This window comes from Paractinoplanes polyasparticus (genome assembly GCF_019710575.1).
GTDB classification, from domain to species: domain Bacteria; phylum Actinomycetota; class Actinomycetes; order Mycobacteriales; family Micromonosporaceae; genus Actinoplanes; species Actinoplanes polyasparticus.
In genome coordinates this window covers 1-19,699 of the sequence record NZ_JAHWFK010000085.1, presented here as the reverse complement: position 1 = coordinate 19,699, position 19,699 = coordinate 1, and the positions used below count along the sequence as shown (strand labels likewise).

Below are 19,699 nucleotides of genomic sequence, written 5' to 3'. Positions count from 1 at the left end.
CTGATCGACGGCTACTTCACCGGAACAGGTCTACCTCCACCAACACCACCCTGACCCCCACCCCAAAAGGGCTCTAGGTAAGCGGCGATCGCACCATCTACACAAGTGTTTCCGGTGAGGGCGGCGGCGTGGCTCGTCCCTCCAGGCAGAGCGACCAGCGAGCTGCGCGGGAACAGGCCCCGGACGGTCAGGCCACCGGCGAAAGGTGCCGCCGCATCCAGCTTCTCGTGAACCAGCAGCCCAGCAGGCGCCTGAGATCCGTCGACCTTCGCGGCCGTACCGGAAGGCGCCGGCCAGACCGCGCACGGCCGGTTGAACCAGGCGAAGCCCCAGGTCGTGTCCGGTGCCGACGCGTGAGATGCCCAGGCGTCGGCCCGCCACACCGGGTACGACGCCGGCCAGGCAGTACCGGTGCAGGTCTCGGCGAGCAGGGCCGCGTACGTGTTGTCCGAGCCGTGCTGGAAGAACACATCGAACAGAGCACGGATGGTGGCGCCGCCGCCGTTGAGTTCCCCCCGCTTCGACGGAGCGGGTGGTTACCTGCTTCCGGTCGGGGCAGGGATGAAGTTATCTGGCTCGGTCTGGGCGTGCCAGGCGGTCTCGTATTCGTCGGGACTTTGGTAGCCGAGTTCGCGTTGGATGCGGCGGGTGTTGTACCAGCCGTCGATGTATTCGAAGATCGCGTTCTCGGCTTCGTCGCGGGTCCGCCATGACTTCCGGTAGACCAGTTCGATCATCAGCGTGGACCAGAAGTTCTCCATCAGGGCGTTGTCGTAGGAGTCGCCGACCGAGCCCATGGAGGGCCGGATTCCGTTGTCTTACAGGCGTTGTGAGAAGCGGAAGCTCGTATAGTTCGACCTACGCCCCCACGGCGTCTATCAGCAGCAGGACGATGCTTTCGGTAGCGAGGGGTTACCCCTCAGTTTGAGTCCAGATGCCCAGCGGTTCTCCCGTTCAGGCATTTCCCGGGAAAACTCAGCGTTGTGGTCAAGATTTCTACGATTGGCACTAAGCTCCTGGAAAGGTCGTTCCGATCATGACAAGTTGCAAGCCAACACGCCGATTTGTGCCGTCATACAATTCGTCCGAGGGTCCGATTACTTCCGGCGCTCGCGGGTACAGCCCGCCCCCGGCCATCGACGCCATCGCGAATGCACCTTCGACCTCATCCCTTCGAGACCTACGCGCTCTGCTTCCGCCGATCGTCGACCGACACGTCCAAAATAAGCCGGTCGCTTCGGCGGCTGTCGTGCGACAACTCAAGACAAGTCTCACCACGGGTCAGGTTCGGTCAATTGCTACGAAACTCGCCGACCTTGCCAAGCATCCCATAACCGGCGATCTCTGGCAAATCTTTGTTGAGGCATCCAGGCAGCAGAGCCTTCCTTTGCAGACTCTTGTCAATCTCTTCGAGCAGGCCTACGAATCATTGACTGAATCCGGTCGGAGCACCCTTGGCGCGATCGACAGTATTCTCGAACCCGCCCACTTCGACCTAAGAACCAACGGAGACTTCGCCCCAGAGTCATTGACGGCCTTTCCGGTACAGTTATACGGCGACACGAGTGACGCAGCCAACTCATCATCGGCTGCAACAAGCAACGCGGCGACGGAAGACCCTGTGGTAAACGCGGGCCGTGAACTTGTCGGCCACCTACGATGGCGAGGCGGTGGCGGTCCCTCACCCAGCCATCGGTGGAGGATGTCAGAATGGACTTTCCTTGGCCATACTAACGACTTTGTGCGGTGGGTATACAGGCGCGGCAATGAACCAGAAGATGATAGCACCATGCACTGCATCGATGCTGTGCTATTTGCTGCTTACCGAGCCGGACTCGTCGACAGAACCTGGATCCGGCGGCTGTACGACGCGGCTGCTGACAGCGCAATGGCTGAACATCGACGACACGAATATTATGATGAATACACTCGTCAGAACGTGCTGCCAGAAGCCCGACTACTCCCTCAGGTCGATGATGAATACGGTGAATTCGTATCTGCCCCTTCGCGGGCTTTCTTCAGAACCCTCAGGCGTGGGATGGTAAGCGGACGCCTTACCCGCTATTACGTCGATGAGACAACCGGTGTTGGCGAGCAAGAGATACCAGCCGGGAATATTGTTTTCTTTAATGGTCCGCAGGGTCACGTTGCGCTTAGCGTAGGCAAACGAGACCGTCGTGGGCGACATCGGGTACTGAGCTTGTGGATCCATCCGCGACGTTTTGAAGCAACGACAGAGGATCCTTATGGCGTCGGATATATGCAAGAGACGACTGTCGAAGGACTTCTTGCTGCAGGCCAGATGACCACGGCAGTCGTTGAATTCGGTAATGCCGCCTGGCCAGCGGCGGGCAGCAACAGAAGTCGCAGAAGTAATCTGTTGCGTCGGTTGCTAGGGAGTAGTGAGCCGCGTTAGTCGTGACGGTTCAACTCGCGGGTCACTTTCTCGTATGAGCTGACCGCTCGCCTCGATGCCCGGAATCCAGTCCACCCTGGCACCAGCAGCCCCGGCGGTTGGGTGTGCGTGCCGTCAACCGGCGACGCAGTGCGGACAACTGACGGGTAAGGAGCGTGCGGTGTCGGCTTGCAGCTGGTCAGGCCGAGGGGATCGGCGTATGTGTGAGGACTTGCCGGATAGCTCGCCGGGTGTGGCCCGCCCACCGGCCTGAGCGGGTCGAGGCTAAGACAGCGGGCGGTCGCTGGATCGTAGTAGCGGAAACGGTTGTAGTGCAGGCCCGTCTCTGCGTCGTGGTGCTGGCCGGGGAATCGCAGAGGTGTGCCGGCCGGCCCTCGAGTCCGACCCCACAGGTTGATGACTACCGTCGTCGCCTGGCCGCCCGGTGCGATCAAGTCAGTGGGGGTGCCTGCAGGATTACAGACGATGGTCCGCACCTGCCTGGCCGCGTCGGTCTGCGCCACCGGCACGGAGCCGTTCGGCCAGAACTCCCAGTAGACCGTGCCCGCAGGCCCGGTCTCCTCGACCATCAAGTCGCCCGACCATGCCAAGAGGGCCTCGTCCAGGCCTGTGTTGTCAGCAGCGAGCCGCGGTTCGGCAAAGCGGCGACCCAGACCGTCATAGCGATAGCGTCAGTGTTGCCGACCGCATCGTAGTTGTACCGCTCAATCGCCTTGTCACGAAGAGATACCGCGCGAACACGGCCTGCGTCGTCCAGGGAGAACCGGCGATCACCTATTCCCGTGATGCGGCCGCCCCTGTCATAGCGGATCGGGCGTCGAGCCGTGCCGACGACCTGCGCCGCGAGACGGCCGGCAGCGTCATAGGACTGACGGACTGCGACCGCCTCCCCGATCAGCCGGCGAATCTCGCGGGCTGCCGCGTCCCACTCGAACCGAATTAGATGATCCTCGATAGACAGCGTGACCGGCAGGTTGCGGTCGTTGAAGCTCCACCTGTTCGCCCGGCCTGCGGGGAGTCGCCCGGCCGATCAGGAGGTCGTCGTCGTATGTCGTGGTCACTGTCCGACCGTTGATCGTGTCGGCGACCACCCGGCCTCGAGAGTCACGCTCGAGCCGCACCACCGCGTCGGCGTTGCTCACTGCCACGAGACGTCCGTGCCGGTCGGACTCCATCCTGGTCACGTTGCCTGCGCACCGCCGCTCGACAACCCGGCCCCGAGAGTCTCGCCGGAAGCCAACGCTCTCACCAGCCGGGCCAGCATGCTCGATCAGATGACCGGAGCTGTCATAGGTGTAGCGGTGCACGCGCCCGTCGAAGGCGGTCTCCGTCACCGGACGGCCCTGCTTGTCGAAGATGTAGCGCCACTGCATCCCAGCTGAGTTGGTGACCGTGACCAGACGGCGAATCCCTGCTTCCGTCGCATGCTCCGCCCAGGTGATCACCCTCGGAGAACGGCAACCCAGCCCCCCTTGGTTCATGAGAAGCGCAACTCGAGCAGTCGCAGCCGCTCAGCGGCGATGCACACTGCCGGGATCATAGGGCCGGTCATAGTACGAACGGAAGCACCTCCTGGCGTCCCGCAGCGCTCCCCGGGAACGTCCGCTTCCGATAGGCTCTGGCTGCCGCCGGAGCGCAGGACGGAACTCACCGAGGCGATCAGCCTTTGGATGCGAATCGAAGCATTTGTTGAGTTTCGGCCGACAGCGGCTCGCGGGGGAAATCCCTCAGATCCGCATTGCGACGTCACGGCCGGTTCATATTGGACGGAGTGTCACGCCACATTCACCGGATGGTCACACCATGGTCCTGGCGAGTGTCGGCACCACCGTTCAGTCGCACTCCGCCGACTTGCAGGGTATGGCAGCTCTGGTACGACCGCACCGGGCGGCTGATCTCACAGACTGACGTCGATGGGCGTACGCATCGCTATGTCCACGATGCGGCCGGGCGGCTGGTCCGCCACGTCAACGCGGCCGGCGTCATCACCCGATTCCGCTACGACCGGCTCGGCCGGCTGGCCGAACGCCACGCCGGCACGGCCCTGACCACGTTCGGTTACGACACCCGGGGGCATCTGGCCGAGGTCCGTAACGCCGACGCGGTCGTCCGATTCGAACGGGACCCGCGGGGCCGGGTGGTGTCCGAGACCATCAACGACCGGACCGTACGCACGACCTACGACGGGGATCGAGTCGTCTCACGGGTCTCGCCGTCGGGGCGACGCGTCCGGTGGACGTCCGACGCCCGAGGTCTGTCCCTCAGGCTGCACACCGACTGCGGCCACACCGTACGGCTGGGGTGGGACCGGGCCGGGCGGGAGGCCCTCCACACGGTCGACGGCCGGGTGACGCTGCGGCAACAGTTCGACGCGGCCGGACGGCTGGCAGTTCAGCAGGTGGCCGGCGCTGAGCGTACGTTCGCCTACGGCGCCGACGGCCGCCCCCGGTCGATCGGAAAGCGGTCGTACACCCTCGATCGCTCCGGCCGCGTCCGGTCCGTGACCATCGCCGGCGAGACGGTCGAGCGCTACGAGTACGACGGGACCGGCAACCTGACGGGCACCGGTGGCCACCGGTGGGAGTTCGACGGCACCATGCTGCTTCGGTCGGACGACGCTCTGTTCGGATACGACGGTCAGGGGCGGGTCACCACGCGCATCGACGGGGCCGGTACGTGGGAATTCCTGTGGTGCGAGGAGAACCGGCTGGTCGGAGTCGTCACCCCGGCCGGGGATCGGTGGCGGTACCGCTACGACGGTTTCGGCCGCCGGATCGCCAAGCAGCGCATCACCGACGACGCCAGAGTGCTGACGGAGGTGCTCCTCGCGTGGTCGGGTGACCTGCTGACCGAGCAGAGCGGCCCGGCCGGGACGATCTCGTGGGACTTCCCGCCGGGCTCGACGACACCGGTGACCCAGGCCGACCACGCCGGCCTGCACACGATCGTCACTGATATGACCGGCACACCGACCCACCTGATCGGCTCCGACGGTGCGCTGCGGTGGCAGTCGAGCGGTAACCTCTGGGGCCGTGACATGACCGGCGGCGAGTCGGCCATGCTCTTGCGTTTCCCGGGGCAGTACTACGACACCGAGACCGGCCTGCATGACAACCGGTTCCGGTTCTACGATCCGGCGACCGCACGCTACCTGAGCCCGGACCCGCTCGGTCTGGCCGGTGGCCCGAATCCCTTCGCGTACGTCGCGAACCCGCTGACCGCGGTCGATCCCCTGGGTCTGGTCAGTTGCAAGGTGAGGCAGCAGTCGCTGATTCCGCTCACCGGTGACGGTCCGCCGACTCTGCTGCCGAGCCCGGCGACACAGCCTGGGTCACTACCACTCTCTCTGCCCACGGGCGCGACCCTTGCGGACGCCCGGGCCGCACTACCACCCATCGCCGGGCCGAGGCGGATTCCGCCCGGAACCCGCTTCATGCCGGTGGCCGGAGTCGAGAGGGAAATGTTGGCCCACCATCCGGCCGAGGAGTTTTATTATCACCTGACCGATGAGGACGAGGTCTGGGTCGGCAGCGACCGGCTCGGGCCGGCCGGCCGGACGGCTGATCTGCGCGAGGCCGTCGTCGGCGACGACGGCCAGATCACCCTGACGGCCGCCGAACCCCCCGCGGAGGGCCCTCCGGCTTCAGTGCGATCCGCATCACCGCGGCACGCGACCGCCGTTCGGCCCGGTCTGCTCGGCGGCTACTTCGCCGATGCCGGGGCAGAACTCATCATCCAGCGGAGCACCGGGAACGGTCGCGAGGTGGTGTCGTTCGCCGGGGACGAGCGCACCGGGTGGGAGCCCGCAGACGCCCACCCGGGCCTGGCGATTCGCGTGCGGGTCACCGGCGATCACTTCCAGGTTCCCGTACGGCGTGCGGGCACCACCGAGGAGATGCTGCTCACGCCTCAGCATCTGGCGGCCGCCACCGCGGATCTACCGGGCGAGGTCGTGCTCCTCGCCAGCCGTCCGGGAAGTCTGCCGGTCCGCCTCGCCCAGCAGTTCGCCACGGCACGGGGCCGGCCGGTGAGTGCCCGTCCCGGCGATCTCACCGGCGGCCTGCCGGAGAGCGGCCCGGGGCTCGTGCGATTCCAGCCCGAGGACGGCGCACAGACCGCTGTACTGGAACGCGTGCTCGAGTACGCAATCGGATCGCTCGGGCCTGCCCGGCCTCGCGGGTGGTCGATGGCCCTGGTCTCCGGCCGTCCTCAGCTGATCCGCGTCCATCACCGCGATCGGTCGTTCGAGATCACGGTCAGGATCGAGCAGCGGTACGCCGAACCGGATCTGCTCCTGCCTCGCGACACTCTGGCGGAGGCCCTTCACGGCGAAGTGCCAATGGCCGAGTTGCGGCTGCCGGCCGACCGGGACGAGCACCAGCTGGCCGCCGCCCTGCTGGCGGCGGGCGAACAGATCGTCCGGGAACGGCTCTCGGCGCCGCAGCGCATCCTGCGCCTGGTCCGCCACCGTCCCGCTCCGGACCAGTTGACGACCGGCGCCAGGCCGGCCCCGGCCCATACGCGGTTGAGCCCGGCGGACCGGCGCCGGCTCTCCGAACTGACCTTCACCGCCCGGCAGCTCCACCGGTCCACCGACGATGCTCAGGTCGAGCACCTCACCCGCCGGCTCGCGGAGGCAGGACTTCTTCACGATCAGGACCATTCCGGTACGCGTCGGCGTCTGCTCGACTCCTGGCTGCGGCAGCATCCACAACCCGCGGACGTGGAATCCACGATGTTGCTCCGGATGTTCGACCGGCGCGCCGATGACGGGGTTCTGGCCGCGGTGGACCGGTCCGCACGATGGTTCACCCTGGTCGAGGCCCGGCTGCGAGGTGCTCTGGTCCTGCCGGGTGCTTCGGCGACCACGGCGGGCCTGCGCCTCCAGCTGGCCCCGCGCACCGGCGGCGACCGTCCCGCCGACCGCGATCAGGCCCTGATCCCCCTCCACGTCATCGACGGCGGGGACTGGCATCAGACGCCCTACCAGTCGACCGGTGGCTCGGTGATGCGGCTGGCTCCCGGACCGGACGGCCTGGAACTGTACGTACGCCGCGACGCCGGGACCGAGGCGCTCGACGTCGAGGTGCCCGGCGCGCTGGCCGCGTGGCTGGCCCGGCATCACGACGGAGCCTCCACTGCGGCGCGTGAGCGAGCTCGCTTGCAGGTTGAGGAGACCGAACTGCTGCGGGCCCTGGCGCCGACCTCGAAACTGCAGCGACTGGCTCGCAAATTCAAACACACGACCGTCGAGCAGCGGATGCGGACGGCTGCCTTGCGGCGCGTACGCGACCAGATCGACGCCCTGCCCGGCGGCCGGACCACCGCCGCGATCCGGCCTGATCTCACCGCCGGACGCAGGATGCCGGCCGGACCGAACCTGCCCGCGTTCGCAGCACTCTACGGCGGCATCGGGACGCGGCTGGCGATGCTCCCGGCACCCGTTCCCCTGGCCCGGTCGAGCGACCCGACCGGCTGGTTCACCGGGCTGTCGATCGTCGCGACCCTGCTCCCCGTGCAGGCCTACGTCGACGCGCGAGCGGCCGGCGTACCTCCCGCCGACGCGATGTCCCGAGTGCTGGCCTCGTCGCAGGATCGGGAGGTGCCCACCGACCGGCACCACCCGCACGAACGTCCGGCGCTGATCGGACCCGAACTCGCCGACCAGTTCACCCACCGGGCCGCGGGGGCGTTCGCCGGTGCCGCCGGCGCGTTCACGGTGCTCGCGGCCATGCGGGACGTGGCCGCCGGTGGCGTCGCCGCCGGTCTGGTCACCGCCGGGATGTTGGTCGGTCAGGCCCTGCCCGCACACCTGCTCGAACATCCGGAACACCAGGCGCAGGCGCTGTACGACTTCGAACGAGGCCGCACCTGGGACCACCAGCGCAACCGTTTCGTGGAAAGCGCCTACTACCACGTGGTGGAACTGACCCGGCGCGAGTTCACCGAGGACACATCAGCCGCGCTGAGCGAGCTGCGCGACGTCCTGCGCGCGATGCGCGGCTCGGTCGAGGCCGAGGCGAAGAGCAAAGTGGATGCGCTGCTGCGCCGGCGCGGACGCCTGCGACGGATGGCAGCGGCCGCCGAACACCGCTCCGCCGATGGCGGTCCGGACGGCTCGCGCATGACCTACGACCTGAGGCAACGGGGCGTCTTCGACGGCGGCCCCGAGATGTGGTCGACCATCGCCCGGCTGGTCCTGCAGGAGACGGCCTTCGTCGTCCCGGGCGTCGTCCTGGCCGACCTGTACGCCCCGAAGAGTCTCGGCGGGGCGGTCGGCAACGTTCTCGGGTTCGCCACCGAGGCAGCGGTCGACGGTGTCACGGAGAGCTTGCTGAAACCGCTGGAGCTGGCCGACCGGGACGCGGTGGCCTCGCTGGACAGCCTCGCCATGATCGATTTCATGCTCGAGGCGACGCGGCCGGAGGCGCTCGCCGATCCGGCCCAGCAGCCCGCTCGCCTGGACGCCGTCCCGCCCTACGACCATGCCGTACTGCAGAGGCTCGGCTTTCACCGGACCGCCGGGGCACTGACCCAGCGCCGGCTGCACCGGGACCGCCACCGGCCGAACGAATACTCCGCGCTGCGTCAACTGGTCGCCAAGTACTTGCCGGCCCTGGCCGGACGCCTGGCCGGTGTGTCGATCGGCGCGCTGGGGCTGATGGGTATCGACCACGGCCTCGCGCTCATCCTCCTGGGCTCCCATGCCGGGTACGGCCTTCTCGCCGGGCTCGGGCAGGACGTCCTGCACAAGTCGGGGTCGCTGTTCGCCCAGATCGCCCGCGCGGCGGCGGCCGACACCGAGATCCGCAGCATGGCCAAGACGACCGAGGAGCTCGTCCGCGACGCCGCCGCCCTGGCCACGGTCGCGGCCGACTTCAACCGGCATATCACACCCGTCGAGTGGCAGAGCGGTTCCACCGTGCTCGACACGGCCGTCGACGCGATGGACGCCGCCACCCGAGGACTGGGCCGCTTGGGCGCCCGCGTCACCGATCTGATGCGGCAGCCTTCGCCCCGCGTACTGTCCAGAAGTCACCCGGCAGGCAGCGGGCCGGTCCGCCTGACCCGCGCCGACCGTCTGGCCCTCGACGGCCTGCACGAGGTGCTGACCGACTTCGACCGGGCAAGTGACCCTCGCAGCGCCCGCGCCGACCTCGATCGGGACCGGCTCGGCACCGAGGTTGTCCTGCTTCTCGACGATCTCGGGCTGCGCACCGGGCAACCCGGCGCCCCCGCCCGCTGGGCGGCCGTCGCCGACTACCTGCGCACCATGTTCGACCGCGACGTCCACGCCGACACCGAACTGGCGGCGATGCGTGACGCCCGGCCGAACCCGACCGCCGAGCGGAGCACCATTGACCGGTTGTGGGATGCAGTCAACACCGGAGTTCGGCCGGGCTACCGGTTCGACGTCCTGGCCGGCGGTACGGTCGTGGTGTTCCGGCCCTCGGGCCGCCCTCTGTCGCTGACCGTCACGGAGGGGGAAACCGGGGTCGAGCTCCGGCTGTCCCCTCAGGATCTCGTCCATGCGGCGGCCGGGCGCCCGCCGGCCCACCCGCACCGGCTGACGGTCGCCGCCGAGGTGGCCGCCGATCCGGGCCGGCTGGCCCGGGCACTGGCCTGGGCCGTCCGGACAGCCGAGGCCCGGAACAGCGGCCGCTCAGGTCAGGCCGCCGGTGAACCGGTCTCCTTCATGTGGACCGGCGACGCCGACAGCCGGCCGGCCCCGGCCACGGCCGCCTCACCGCGCACGGAAACGCCCCCTGCGATGACGCCCACGGCCACCGCGCGGACGGCGTACATCATGATCCGAGGTCCGATCTCCCACCTGCGGCTGCACCTTGATCCGGGCGGCCGGCTGACCGGCCCCGGCGGCCACGTCACCGCGTCGTTGCGTCGCCCGGTCCGAGCACAGCCCGGCACCACTGTCCTCGAGGTGAAGGTGCCGGCCGGTGCGGCCCAGTCACGGGGCGCTCACCTGCGTATCCCCCGCGACGAATTCGGCAACGTCGTCGTCACCCGGCAGTTCGCTGTGCCCCGCAGCGGACGGCCGGAAGCCGTCCACGGCGCAAGCATCCTGGCCCAGCCCCTCGCCGCTCCGGCACCATCACGCGACACACTCTTCGACGGCCCCGAAGAGGACCGGACGTTACGATCGCTGCTCGGCATGATGGGTGCCCGACATGCCTCGCGCCCGGCCCAGTCCGCTGGACCGCATCCGGAGCTCCGTCAAGGCGAAGCAACGTAGGTGGCCTCGCCCTTCTTCGGCAGGGGTGGTCTCTGCGTCACCGCACGTCATCCCGGGTGGTGCGCCGCTGAACAAGACCTAGAAACGAGGGTCCTTGCGCGATGGCATACTCGGTATGCATATCATGTATGTATGTCAGTTCGTCATGGGTTGTTGGCTCTGCTCGAGCGCGGGGCTATGCACGGGTACCAGTTGCGGGCGGCGTTCGAGGAGAGTGTGGGCGGCACCTGGGCCTTGAACATCGGGCAGGTCTACACCACGTTGTCGCGGCTCGAACGAGACGAGTTCGTACGGGCGCTGCCCGAGAGCGAGAGCGGCCAGCGCCCGTACGAGATCACCGAGACTGGTCGGGCCGAGCTCAGCCGATGGTTCAGCACGCCGCTCGAACGCACCGACCGGCCGCGCGACGAGCTGGCCATCAAGCTGGCGCTGGCCATGACCACGCCGGGCGTGGACGTGACCACCGTCGTGCAGAGCCAGCGCACGGCGGGCGTCCGGGCGCTGCAGGAGTACACGCGGCTCAAGGCCCGGCCGATCGAGCCGGACGACCTGTCCTGGCGGCTGGTGCTCGACTCGCTGATCTTCCAGTGCGAGGCCGAGATCCGCTGGCTCGACCACTGCGAGATGACGATCCTGCGCCATCGGCCCGGTCTGGCCGCTCCGGTCAGTGCGCCGGTCGAGGAGCGCGAGAGGAACAGCCGGTGAGCAGCGTGCTGGAACTTCGCGGTGTGCACCGCACGCACGGCCGCGGCCCGGCCGCCGTACACGCGTTGCGGGGTGTGACTCTGAGGGTCCGGCCGGGGGAGCTGGTGGCCGTCATGGGGCCGTCCGGTTCCGGCAAGTCGACCCTGCTCAACCTGGCCGGCGGGCTGGACGGGCCGAGTCACGGCGAGGTGCTGGTCGAGGGCCGGTCGCTGGCCGAGTTGAGCCGGCGGGAGCTGGCCGCGGTGCGGCGGCGGACCGTCGGGTACGTGTTCCAGGACTTCAACCTGCTGCCCAGCCTGACCGCCGTCGAGAACGTGGCGCTGCCCCTGGAACTCGACGGCGTGAGCGTGCGCCGGGCCCGGCGGGCGGCCCTCGCGTCACTGTCCGAAGTGGGCGTCACCGACATCGCGGGCCGGTTCCCGGACCAGATGTCGGGCGGTCAGCAGCAGCGCGTGGCCATCGCGCGGGCCCTGGTCGGCGAGCGGCGGCTGGTGCTGGCCGACGAGCCGACCGGCGCGCTGGATTCGGGAACCGGCGAGGCGGTGCTGCGGGTGCTGCGCGAGCGGGTCGACGCCGGTGCGGCCGGGTTGCTGGTCACACACGAGGCGCGGCACGCGGGCTGGGCGGACCGGGTGATCTTCCTGCGGGACGGCGTGGTCGTCGACTCGTCCGGTCCGCTCGACACCGCCGACGACCTGCTGGAGCACCGCGCATGAGGATGCCGCTGCTGGGTTCGTGGCGCACGGCGCTGCGGATCGCCCGGCGCGAGAGCCGCCGCGCCCGGGGCCGGGCCGCGCTGGTCGTCGCCATGATCGCTGTGCCCGTGGCCGCGCTGGCCGGCACCGCCGTCTCGTACGACATGTTCACCCTGACCCCGGCCGAGCAGGCCACCCGACAGCTCGGCGCGGCCGACGCGCTCCTCACCGCGCGCCTGGCCGGCCCCGTAAAGCAGGACTCCATCGGCAAGAAATGGCGCCCGGCCGGAGAGATCTCACCCGGGCCGGACCTCCGCACCGAACGCGCGATGCTGGCCCTGCTGCCCGACGGCAGCCGGGTCGTCCCGGTCCGGACCGCCGAGACCGAGTTCCGGGCCGTGACCGGGGGCCTGGCCGGCGTCCGGACCCACGAGATGGACCTGACCGACCCGCTCCACCGGGGCCGGGCCCTCCTGGTCGGCGGCCGGGCCCCACACGGGCCGGACGAGGTGGCCATGTCCCGGGCCGCGCGGTCCCGCTTCGGCGACACCATCCGGTCGCTCGACGGCACCCGCAGCTGGACCGCCGTCGGGACGGTCGAGTTCCCGGACGATCTGGGCGAGGTCATGGTCTTCGCTCCCGGCCCGCCGGGCGCGGGGGCGTCCCAGTGGCTGGCCGTCACGCCCGAGCCGGTCGACTGGGCCCAGGTCGGCTCGCTCAACCGGGACGGTCTGACCGTGACGTCGCGGGCGGTCCTGCTCGACCCGCCGCGCACCGACCTGGACGAACAGGAGCCCGAGGGCCTGAACCCGGTCCCGATCGTCGTCGGCCTCGCCGTGCTCGAGATCGTGCTGCTGGCCGGCCCGGCGTTCGCCATCGGCGCCCGGCGGCGGCAACGCTCGCTGGCCCTGGTCGCCGCCAACGGCGGCAGCCGGGCCCACCTGCGCCGGGTCGTGCTCGCCGACGGCCTCGTGCTCGGTGGCGCCGGCGCCGCCCTCGGCCTGCTGCTCGGGGTGGTGGCGGCCGTGCTGGTCCGTCCGCTGTCCGAGCAGATGCTGGTCGGCGCGCGGGCCGGCGGCTACCGGTTCGACCCGGCCACGCTGGCCGGGATCGCGGTGCTGGCCGTGGCCACCGGGCTGCTGGCGGCGGTCGTGCCCGCGTTCGCGGCGGCCCGCGCCGACGTGGTGACCGCCCTGGCCGGCCGGCGCGGCGCCGTGCGCTCCCGGCGCCGCTGGCTGATCCTCGGCCTGCTGCTGACCGCGGCCGGAGCCGCGGTGGCCGGTGCGGCCGCCCGGCGCACCAGCGTGGAGCTGATCGTGGCCGGGCTGACGCTCACCCAGATCGGCCTCGTGCTGTGCACACCCTCGCTGGTCGGGCTGGTCGCGATGCTGGGCGGCCGGCTGCCCGCGGCCCCGCGGATCGCGTTGCGGGACACCGCACGTAACCGGTCCTCGTCGGCCCCGGCCGTCTCCGCGGTCATGGCCGCGGTGGCCGGCACCGTCGCCATCGGCGTCTATCTGTCCAGCTCGGCCGGCCGGCAAGAGCTGAACTACGAACCCTCCCTCCCGTACGGGCACATCAGCGTCAAATACGGGAAGGGCTCACCGGACCAGGTTCAGGCGGCCTTCGCGCGCACCCTGCCCGGCGCCCCGCTGACCGAGATCTCGTGGACCGTTTGTGCCGGACCGGACGCCGACGGGGCGTGTCAGCTCATCCCGGTCCGTGCACCCGGCCAGCGCTGCCCCGGCGAGGACACTCCGCCCGAGGGGCAGGACCAGATCGACGCGCTCGTCGCCGACCCGCGCTGCGCCGACGAGCACACGACTCAGGGCTCGGAGTCCGCGGCGTTCTGGTCCGTCGTCGGCGGCCGGGACGCGGTGGTCGCCCTGACCGGGGCGGGCGGCGCGGACCTCGAGCGGGCCGTGGCCACGCTGGACCGGGGCGGCGTGGTCGTCTCTGATCCGTTCCTGCTGGACGAGGACGGTCTGGTCACCGTGACGGTCAACCGGATCGAGCCGGCGAGGACCCCGGAGGAGTTCCGGGTGCCCGGCTACCTGCTGGAGGCCGGCCCGTACGCCAGCGGCACCGTGCTTCCGCCGGCGCTGGCCCAGCGGGCCGGGTTCCGGACGGTCGCGGCCGGTCTGGTCGCCACCACCACGGCCGTGCCTGGGACCGCGGCGCTCGACCAGCTCAGCGCCGACCTGGCCGCGGCCGGGGCCGGGCGCGCGATCGTGGCGACCGGCCCGCCCGACGACAACGACCCGATGCTCTACCTGCTCGCGGTCGCGTCCACGCTGATCACGATCGGGGCGGCCGGGATCGCCACCGGCCTGGCCGCGGCCGACCGGCGGGCCGATCTGTCCACGCTGGCCGCGGTCGGGGCGGACCCGGGCGTACGGCGGCGGTTGTCCCTCAGCCAGGCCGGGGTGATCGCCGGGCTCGGTTCCGCGCTCGGGGTCGCGGCCGGCCTGGTGTCCGGATTCACCGTGCTGACCGCGATCAACCTGAGCCCGGCCGGTGAATGGCCCGCGCCGACCCCGTTCCCGCTCGCCGTGCCCTGGACGAATCTGCTCTTCGTGCTGATCGCCCCGCTGGTGGCCATGCTCGGCGCCGGTCTGCTGACCCGAGCGGGCCTGCCGGTCGAACGCCGCACTATTTCCTGATTCACTTCTCGCTTGTATTGCCGTTCTGCGACGTATTCCTTTGTGCGGCAAACGGGGCCGGGCCACGGGGTGGGCGGGGTCGAGGTGTCTGGGGACGCCGCCGGCCCCGACGCCCAGGCCCGGCTACTGCGCGGGACGCTCGGGCTCACCGTCGAGCACCCGTTCCGGGAAAGGCCGGCCCGTTCCGGCGGGCCGCCAGGCCGAGGTTCTCAGCGCCTGCCCCCTGCCTCAAGCGTGGTTGACGAGGCGACGACTATCGGGGGCGAGCTGCCGCAGACGCCCGGTCGTAGCACTGCCAGGTTTCGGGCACAGATAGAGCAGACGATGCCCGGACGTCGTACTCAGAGTCATTTCGCAGGACAGGTCCAACCGGCCCACCTCCTCATGATCGATCGTCAGAGGCATCGACTCGAAACGACCGACACCGAGGGTTGACCACTCCTGGGCGAACTCCGGACTCACCTGGGCCAGCTCCGACGCCAACCCCCGGGCCGGGTCGTCCTCCCCGTACCACGCCACCACGGCCCGCAGCTCCGACAACAGAGTCCGTCCGACGGCGGCGAGCTGATCCCTCTCGACGATCCTTCGAAGCCGTTCTTCGGTGAACCAGTGCCAGATCAGATTGGACCGCCGGCCCGGCTGCCCGGCGCAGCGGCCGAGGATCTGCTCGGAGAGGTGGTTCTGCTCGATCACGGTCAGCTCTGCGCCGAGGAGTAGTGCCGGCAAGTCGGACACCGCGCCCATCAAGGCCATCATCCCGGGCTCGACATAGTCACCCTGAGCCACGGCCTCGGGCCGGGCGGCCAGCCGACACGCCGTCTCGAACTCGGTCCGGTCCAGCCGCAGGGCCCGGCCCAGGGAGGCCAGCAGCTTCGCCGACGGTTGCGCCGCCCGAGCACGTTCCAGGCGCTCGTACCGCTCCGCCGACGTGCCGACCAACATCGCCACCTCTTCCCGCCGCAGCCCGGGTGTCCGGCGCCGACCCGTGACCGGTAGGCCCACCTCCTCCGGACGCGTAGCCTCCCGCCGGCGTCGCAGGAATTCCGCCAACCCACTTTGATCCATCAGAAGCCTCCTCAAGTCTGATGGTGGGAGCGGCACCTTCGGGAAACCTTCGCGCCCGCCGGTGTTCCTCTGAAGGTGGCGCCGCCCGGGTTGAGCGCCACAAGCCGTGAACCCGCAAGGCCTCAGCAGCGTTGAGACATCCGGACCATGATTCGTCACCCCGCCGCGGAGGAAACGTCAGTGACATCGTTCTTGGAAGCCGTCGAGTCGAAGAATCAACTGATGGCGGTGTGGAGCAGGCTGGTCTCTGCACAGAACGGTGATGTGAGCGCCGACGGCGGTGTGTACCGGATGTGGGCCGAGAGCGCGTTCGGCTTCTGGAACACCGTGACCCTGAGCGATGCCGACATCTCGGCCGACGCTCTCGAGGATCACCTTTACCGGGCGGCCGGTTTCATGCGTGGACGGCGAAAGGCCGGCTATCTGTGGATCTTCGAGGACCTGCTGACGCCGTCGGCCCGGGACAGCCTGCGGCCGCTGGCCGGCGCGGCCGGACTCGAACTGGCGTTCAGCGGCCACGGCATGGCCGGAGAGATCGACATTCCTGATACCGGCCACCCCGACCTGGAGTTCCGTCGGGTCGAGTCCGAAGAGGATCTCCTCGCCTACGGTGAGATCAACGGACGCGCCTACGGGATGTCGCTCGATGCGGGCCGACAGGCGGTAGCCGGATCCCGGCTATGGCTGGACTCCCACGCGTACATCGGCTACCGCGACGGACAACCAGTGACCTGCGCGACGACCGTGGCCGGTCCCGACTCCCTCTTCCTGGCCCTCGTGGCGACAAGGCCCGACCAGGGACGCCGAGGATACGGCGAGGCCGTGACCCGCAAAGCCATTTATGAAGGAATGAAGCAGACCGGCCATCACCGCGTGGTGCTGCACGCCACGGAAGCGGGCCGGCCCGTCTACGAACGGATCGGCTGCACGATCAACTCGCCGATCCACTTCTTCTACCTCCCCTGAACCCGGTTCAGACGTGTTGCCTCGGGACGGACGCCATTTTCCACGCTTGGTCGACGGCGCTCTCGCGCAACCGCAAGAAGTCTCTGCTCCGACCGGCCGGATCATCGTTTCCCTCGAGAAAGTCACCGAGGATTGTGGCCTGGCGGGCAGCTGACGCCATCCCGAGACCGCGGATGGGATCGTACGTAGCCACGGCATCGCCGATGTTCACCAGGCCGGACGGGAAGGCCTCCAGGTCGGTGATCGAGCGGCGGAGGCTTTCGCCGTAGAAGAAGGTCGCCACATCACCGACGACATCCCCCAAAGTGGCTTCCCGGAACACGTCGGGAAGCCCGGCGCAGATCTGGCGTAGGTTGTCGATCGTCGCCTCTCCCCGGTTTCGGCCGTAGGCGATTCCCACGACCTGCCACACCTTGCCCTCGATGGCGTAGGCCGCGACCGCCGCCAGCCCACGGCCCTCGGCGGGTAGAGTGAATTGATCGAGCGCACACGATATAGCCGGTGGGGCTGGATCGCCCTTCCGTCGGAACAGCATGGTGGTGTACCCGACGCCCACTCGTAGCCGCCGGCTGATCGGAGCCGGGAATCCGCTCTGTTCGAGCCACCGGCCCAGGTTGGTGGCCCGACCAGTTGCATCGACGGTGAGGTCGGCGCGCAGCGTGCCGTCCGTCGTCACCACTCCGGTGACCGACTTGCCGGAGTGGTGCAGGCCGGTCGCCCGCGTGCGCCGGAATTCGACCTCGGGAATGGCCACGACGTGGCGTCGCAGGTGCTCTTCGAGGAAGCCTCGGCTCGCCATGAGCATGGTCGTGTCCCAGTCCGGCAGCGGATTGCTCTCCGCATAGATGCGGTGGTGCCCGGGCGCCGACCGGACGGCTCCCCGCACGACCGCCTCGTCGGTGAACCCGGGAAACCACCTCTCGAGCTGTTCCAAGGCCTCAGGTTGCAGGAAGTGCCCGTGCCGGCTCTGCGGGACGGACGGGCGCCCGTGAGCCGGGTCGTCCCGCTCGAGGACCACCACTCGTCCTACGTGATCGGCCAGGACTCGTGCGGCCAGCAGTCCGGCGAAACTCCCGCCGACGACGCATGCAGTATCGATAAAAGTCATGTCCTCTACCTCGAGCGGGTCGCCCAGCCACGTGGTGATGAACTACGGAATCCTTCGCCGGTGGCCGCTGTCAGGCCTGTGAGGCTGGATCGGCGCTGCTCGCGTCGCTGAACAGTGCGCTAAATTCCCCGTAACCCTGCTCACCGAGCTGCGAGACGGGAACGAAGCGCAAGGCAGCAGAGTTCATGCAGTACCGCTGGCCACCGCTGTCGATGGGGCCGTCCGGAAAGACATGTCCGAGGTGGCTGTCGGCACCCGACGAGCGCACCTCGGTGCGCAGCACGCCCAACGACCGGTCCGTGTTGACCGTGACGGCGCCGGACGCGATGGGGGCAGTAAAGCTGGGCCAGCCGGTGCCGCTGTCGTACTTGTCGATCGAGGAGAACAACGGCTGGCCCGACACGACATCAACGTAGATGCCGGGCTCGTGGTGGTCCCAGTAGCTGTTGCGGAACGCCGGCTCCGTGCCGTCCTGCTGCGTCACGCGGTACTGCAAGCCGTCGAGGCGGCTGAGCGCCTCCGGAGTCTTCTCGTACGAATCGGATCTCATGTCAGTCGACCTCCTGTGATCGATACGGGCCAGTCGCCGTGACAGCATTACTCAGGCCATGGATCGCCGCACATGTGATAGTTGGCGCCGGCCCCGGATCCTGGCTCGGCAGCGTGGATCATCTGGGTTGCGCTGGCCCGTTTCGTGGATTCCTGAAGTGCGGCTGGGAGACGACCAGGACGTCTTGCGACAGAGCTCATCAGACGATGATGAACCGCCACTGCTCCGGGGTGACGCGCGTCGTGGGACCGGCTGAGCTCCGGGAGGCCTGCTGTCAGGTACTGACCGGGCGGCAGATCAGCCGGCGACTCGCGGCGCCGTTCTCCGAAGCCGCGGGAGATGATGCTCATGCAAGGTCACCCCTCTCTCCAGCACGCCATCATGGCATCGAACCACTAACCACTCAACGTCTGTTAGCGGTTCGTAAGGAGTGCGCCGAAGCGTCAACCGGTGAGCGGCATCCCACAAACTGAAGGTCAGTGTGCGCTTTGCTGCGTCCGGCGTCCCTGGCGCGCCCGCGATCGGAAGGCCGCGCCCTTGGCCCGGTTACCGCAGTCACCCATGTCGCACCAACGTCGCGACATGTTGCGGGAACCGTCGACGAATACCCAACCGCAGTCGAGAGCACGGCACGCCTTCAAGCGCGGCCAATCCGGCCTGGCCGTGACATGGATGAGGGCCGAGATGCCCGCGGCCGTGATCACATCGATCGGCGCGGCGGTGGCTTTCGCCGGCCGAAGCCCGACCTTGGTGCCGGTCACGAACGGGCGCAACGGCAGCGAGGCGAAAAGCGCCTCCTCGGCGGACTCCGGCTCGAGCTGGATTCCGTTGTTTCCCCAAGCCAACCGGCGGATCAGGGACCGCAGCGTGCGTAACCGCTCGACGCCACGAACGCTGACGCTGGTCGTGGCGGGTGGCACGTCGGCGCCGGTGATGCTGGCCCACCAAGCACTGACCGCCTCGATATCGGCCAATTCGTCTGAGACATCGTGTCCGGTGTTGGCCACCGCGATCAGCAGGTTTGTCTCGGAGAGATCGATCCCGGCTGCGACTTGCCCCACTGGGGGATTGTACCTCCGGCCCCGGCGTAAGGTCGGGAACCGCGTCCGGCCCGCTTGCACACGAACGTGAACGAGGCGACAACCGGGGCATGAACCCTGTCTCGCCCCGGGTTTGATGGAGACATTGAAACCTGGGAGAAGATCTAGAGCCCTTTTGGGGTGGGGGTCAGGGTGGTGTTGGTGGAGGTAGACCTGTTCCGGTGAAGTAGCCGTCGATCA

Annotated in this window: 13 protein-coding genes; 6 read left to right on the top strand and 7 right to left on the bottom strand. The window is 68.9% G+C overall.

Going from position 1 to position 19,699, the window contains the following annotated elements; genetic code table 11:
• Window positions 1-11 precede the first annotated feature (11 nt).
• Complete coding sequence (locus tag KXC43_RS53500) at window positions 12-383, bottom strand: alpha/beta hydrolase (protein ID WP_369076988.1); 372 nt, start codon at window positions 381-383, stop codon at window positions 12-14.
• Window positions 384-536: 153 nt separating this feature from the next.
• Window positions 537-809: an IS3 family transposase gene (locus KXC43_RS49405; protein ID WP_308129616.1), complete on the bottom strand. Its 273-nt coding sequence runs from the start codon at window positions 807-809 to the stop codon at window positions 537-539.
• Window positions 810-1,249: 440 nt separating this feature from the next.
• Here KXC43_RS49405 and KXC43_RS49400 point away from each other — a divergent pair, with 440 nt between their 5' ends.
• Window positions 1,250-2,416: a hypothetical protein gene (locus KXC43_RS49400; RefSeq protein WP_221383271.1), complete on the top strand. Its 1,167-nt coding sequence runs from the start codon at window positions 1,250-1,252 to the stop codon at window positions 2,414-2,416.
• Here the strand turns inward: KXC43_RS49400 and KXC43_RS53495 are convergent.
• Window positions 2,413-2,985, bottom strand: coding sequence for an RHS repeat-associated core domain-containing protein (locus KXC43_RS53495; protein ID WP_221383270.1), 573 nt, complete (start codon window positions 2,983-2,985; stop codon window positions 2,413-2,415). The genes KXC43_RS49400 and KXC43_RS53495 overlap by 4 nt on opposite strands.
• Window positions 2,986-4,208: 1,223 nt before the next feature.
• Here KXC43_RS53495 and KXC43_RS49385 point away from each other — a divergent pair.
• The 4 genes from KXC43_RS49385 (at window position 4,209) to KXC43_RS49375 (ending at window position 14,730) form a co-directional block, all read left to right on the top strand.
• The gene (locus tag KXC43_RS49385) at window positions 4,209-10,667 is read left to right on the top strand and encodes an RHS repeat-associated core domain-containing protein (RefSeq protein ID WP_221383268.1); all 6,459 of its coding nucleotides are present in this window, start codon (window positions 4,209-4,211) and stop codon (window positions 10,665-10,667) included.
• Window positions 10,668-10,799: 132 nt separating this feature from the next.
• The gene (locus KXC43_RS52230; protein WP_255646179.1) at window positions 10,800-11,372 is read left to right on the top strand and encodes a PadR family transcriptional regulator; all 573 of its coding nucleotides are present in this window, start codon (window positions 10,800-10,802) and stop codon (window positions 11,370-11,372) included.
• The gene (locus tag KXC43_RS49380) at window positions 11,369-12,088 is read left to right on the top strand and encodes an ABC transporter ATP-binding protein (RefSeq protein ID WP_308129615.1); all 720 of its coding nucleotides are present in this window, start codon (window positions 11,369-11,371) and stop codon (window positions 12,086-12,088) included. Before KXC43_RS52230 ends, KXC43_RS49380 begins: the two co-directional genes overlap by 4 nt.
• Window positions 12,085-14,730 carry an FtsX-like permease family protein gene (locus tag KXC43_RS49375; RefSeq protein WP_221383266.1) on the top strand — a complete coding sequence of 882 codons (2,646 nt, stop codon included), beginning with the start codon at window positions 12,085-12,087 and terminating at the stop codon, window positions 14,728-14,730. Before KXC43_RS49380 ends, KXC43_RS49375 begins: the two co-directional genes overlap by 4 nt.
• A 228-nt stretch (window positions 14,731-14,958) precedes the next feature.
• On the opposite strand, the gene KXC43_RS49370 is transcribed toward KXC43_RS49375, so the two are convergent.
• Window positions 14,959-15,795 carry a helix-turn-helix transcriptional regulator gene (locus KXC43_RS49370; RefSeq protein ID WP_221383265.1) on the bottom strand — a complete coding sequence of 279 codons (837 nt, stop codon included), beginning with the start codon at window positions 15,793-15,795 and terminating at the stop codon, window positions 14,959-14,961.
• A 180-nt stretch (window positions 15,796-15,975) separates the two neighbouring features.
• Here KXC43_RS49370 and KXC43_RS49365 point away from each other — a divergent pair, with 180 nt between their 5' ends.
• Window positions 15,976-16,761 carry a GNAT family N-acetyltransferase gene (locus tag KXC43_RS49365; RefSeq protein WP_221383264.1) on the top strand — a complete coding sequence of 262 codons (786 nt, stop codon included), beginning with the start codon at window positions 15,976-15,978 and terminating at the stop codon, window positions 16,759-16,761.
• A 7-nt stretch (window positions 16,762-16,768) separates the two neighbouring features.
• Here KXC43_RS49365 and KXC43_RS49360 read toward each other — a convergent pair whose 3' ends face one another.
• The 3 genes from KXC43_RS49360 to KXC43_RS49350 all read right to left on the bottom strand — a co-directional run bounded on the left by KXC43_RS49360 (window position 16,769) and on the right by KXC43_RS49350 (window position 19,480).
• The gene (locus KXC43_RS49360) at window positions 16,769-17,869 is read right to left on the bottom strand and encodes an NAD(P)/FAD-dependent oxidoreductase (RefSeq protein WP_221383263.1); all 1,101 of its coding nucleotides are present in this window, start codon (window positions 17,867-17,869) and stop codon (window positions 16,769-16,771) included.
• Between the two features lie 70 nt (window positions 17,870-17,939).
• Complete coding sequence (gene msrB / locus KXC43_RS49355; protein ID WP_221383262.1) at window positions 17,940-18,419, bottom strand: peptide-methionine (R)-S-oxide reductase MsrB; 480 nt, start codon at window positions 18,417-18,419, stop codon at window positions 17,940-17,942.
• Window positions 18,420-18,895: 476 nt separating this feature from the next.
• On the bottom strand, window positions 18,896-19,480 hold the full coding sequence (locus tag KXC43_RS49350) for a CGNR zinc finger domain-containing protein (RefSeq protein WP_221383261.1): 585 nt from the start codon (window positions 19,478-19,480) through the stop codon (window positions 18,896-18,898).
• Window positions 19,481-19,699 lie beyond the last annotated feature (219 nt).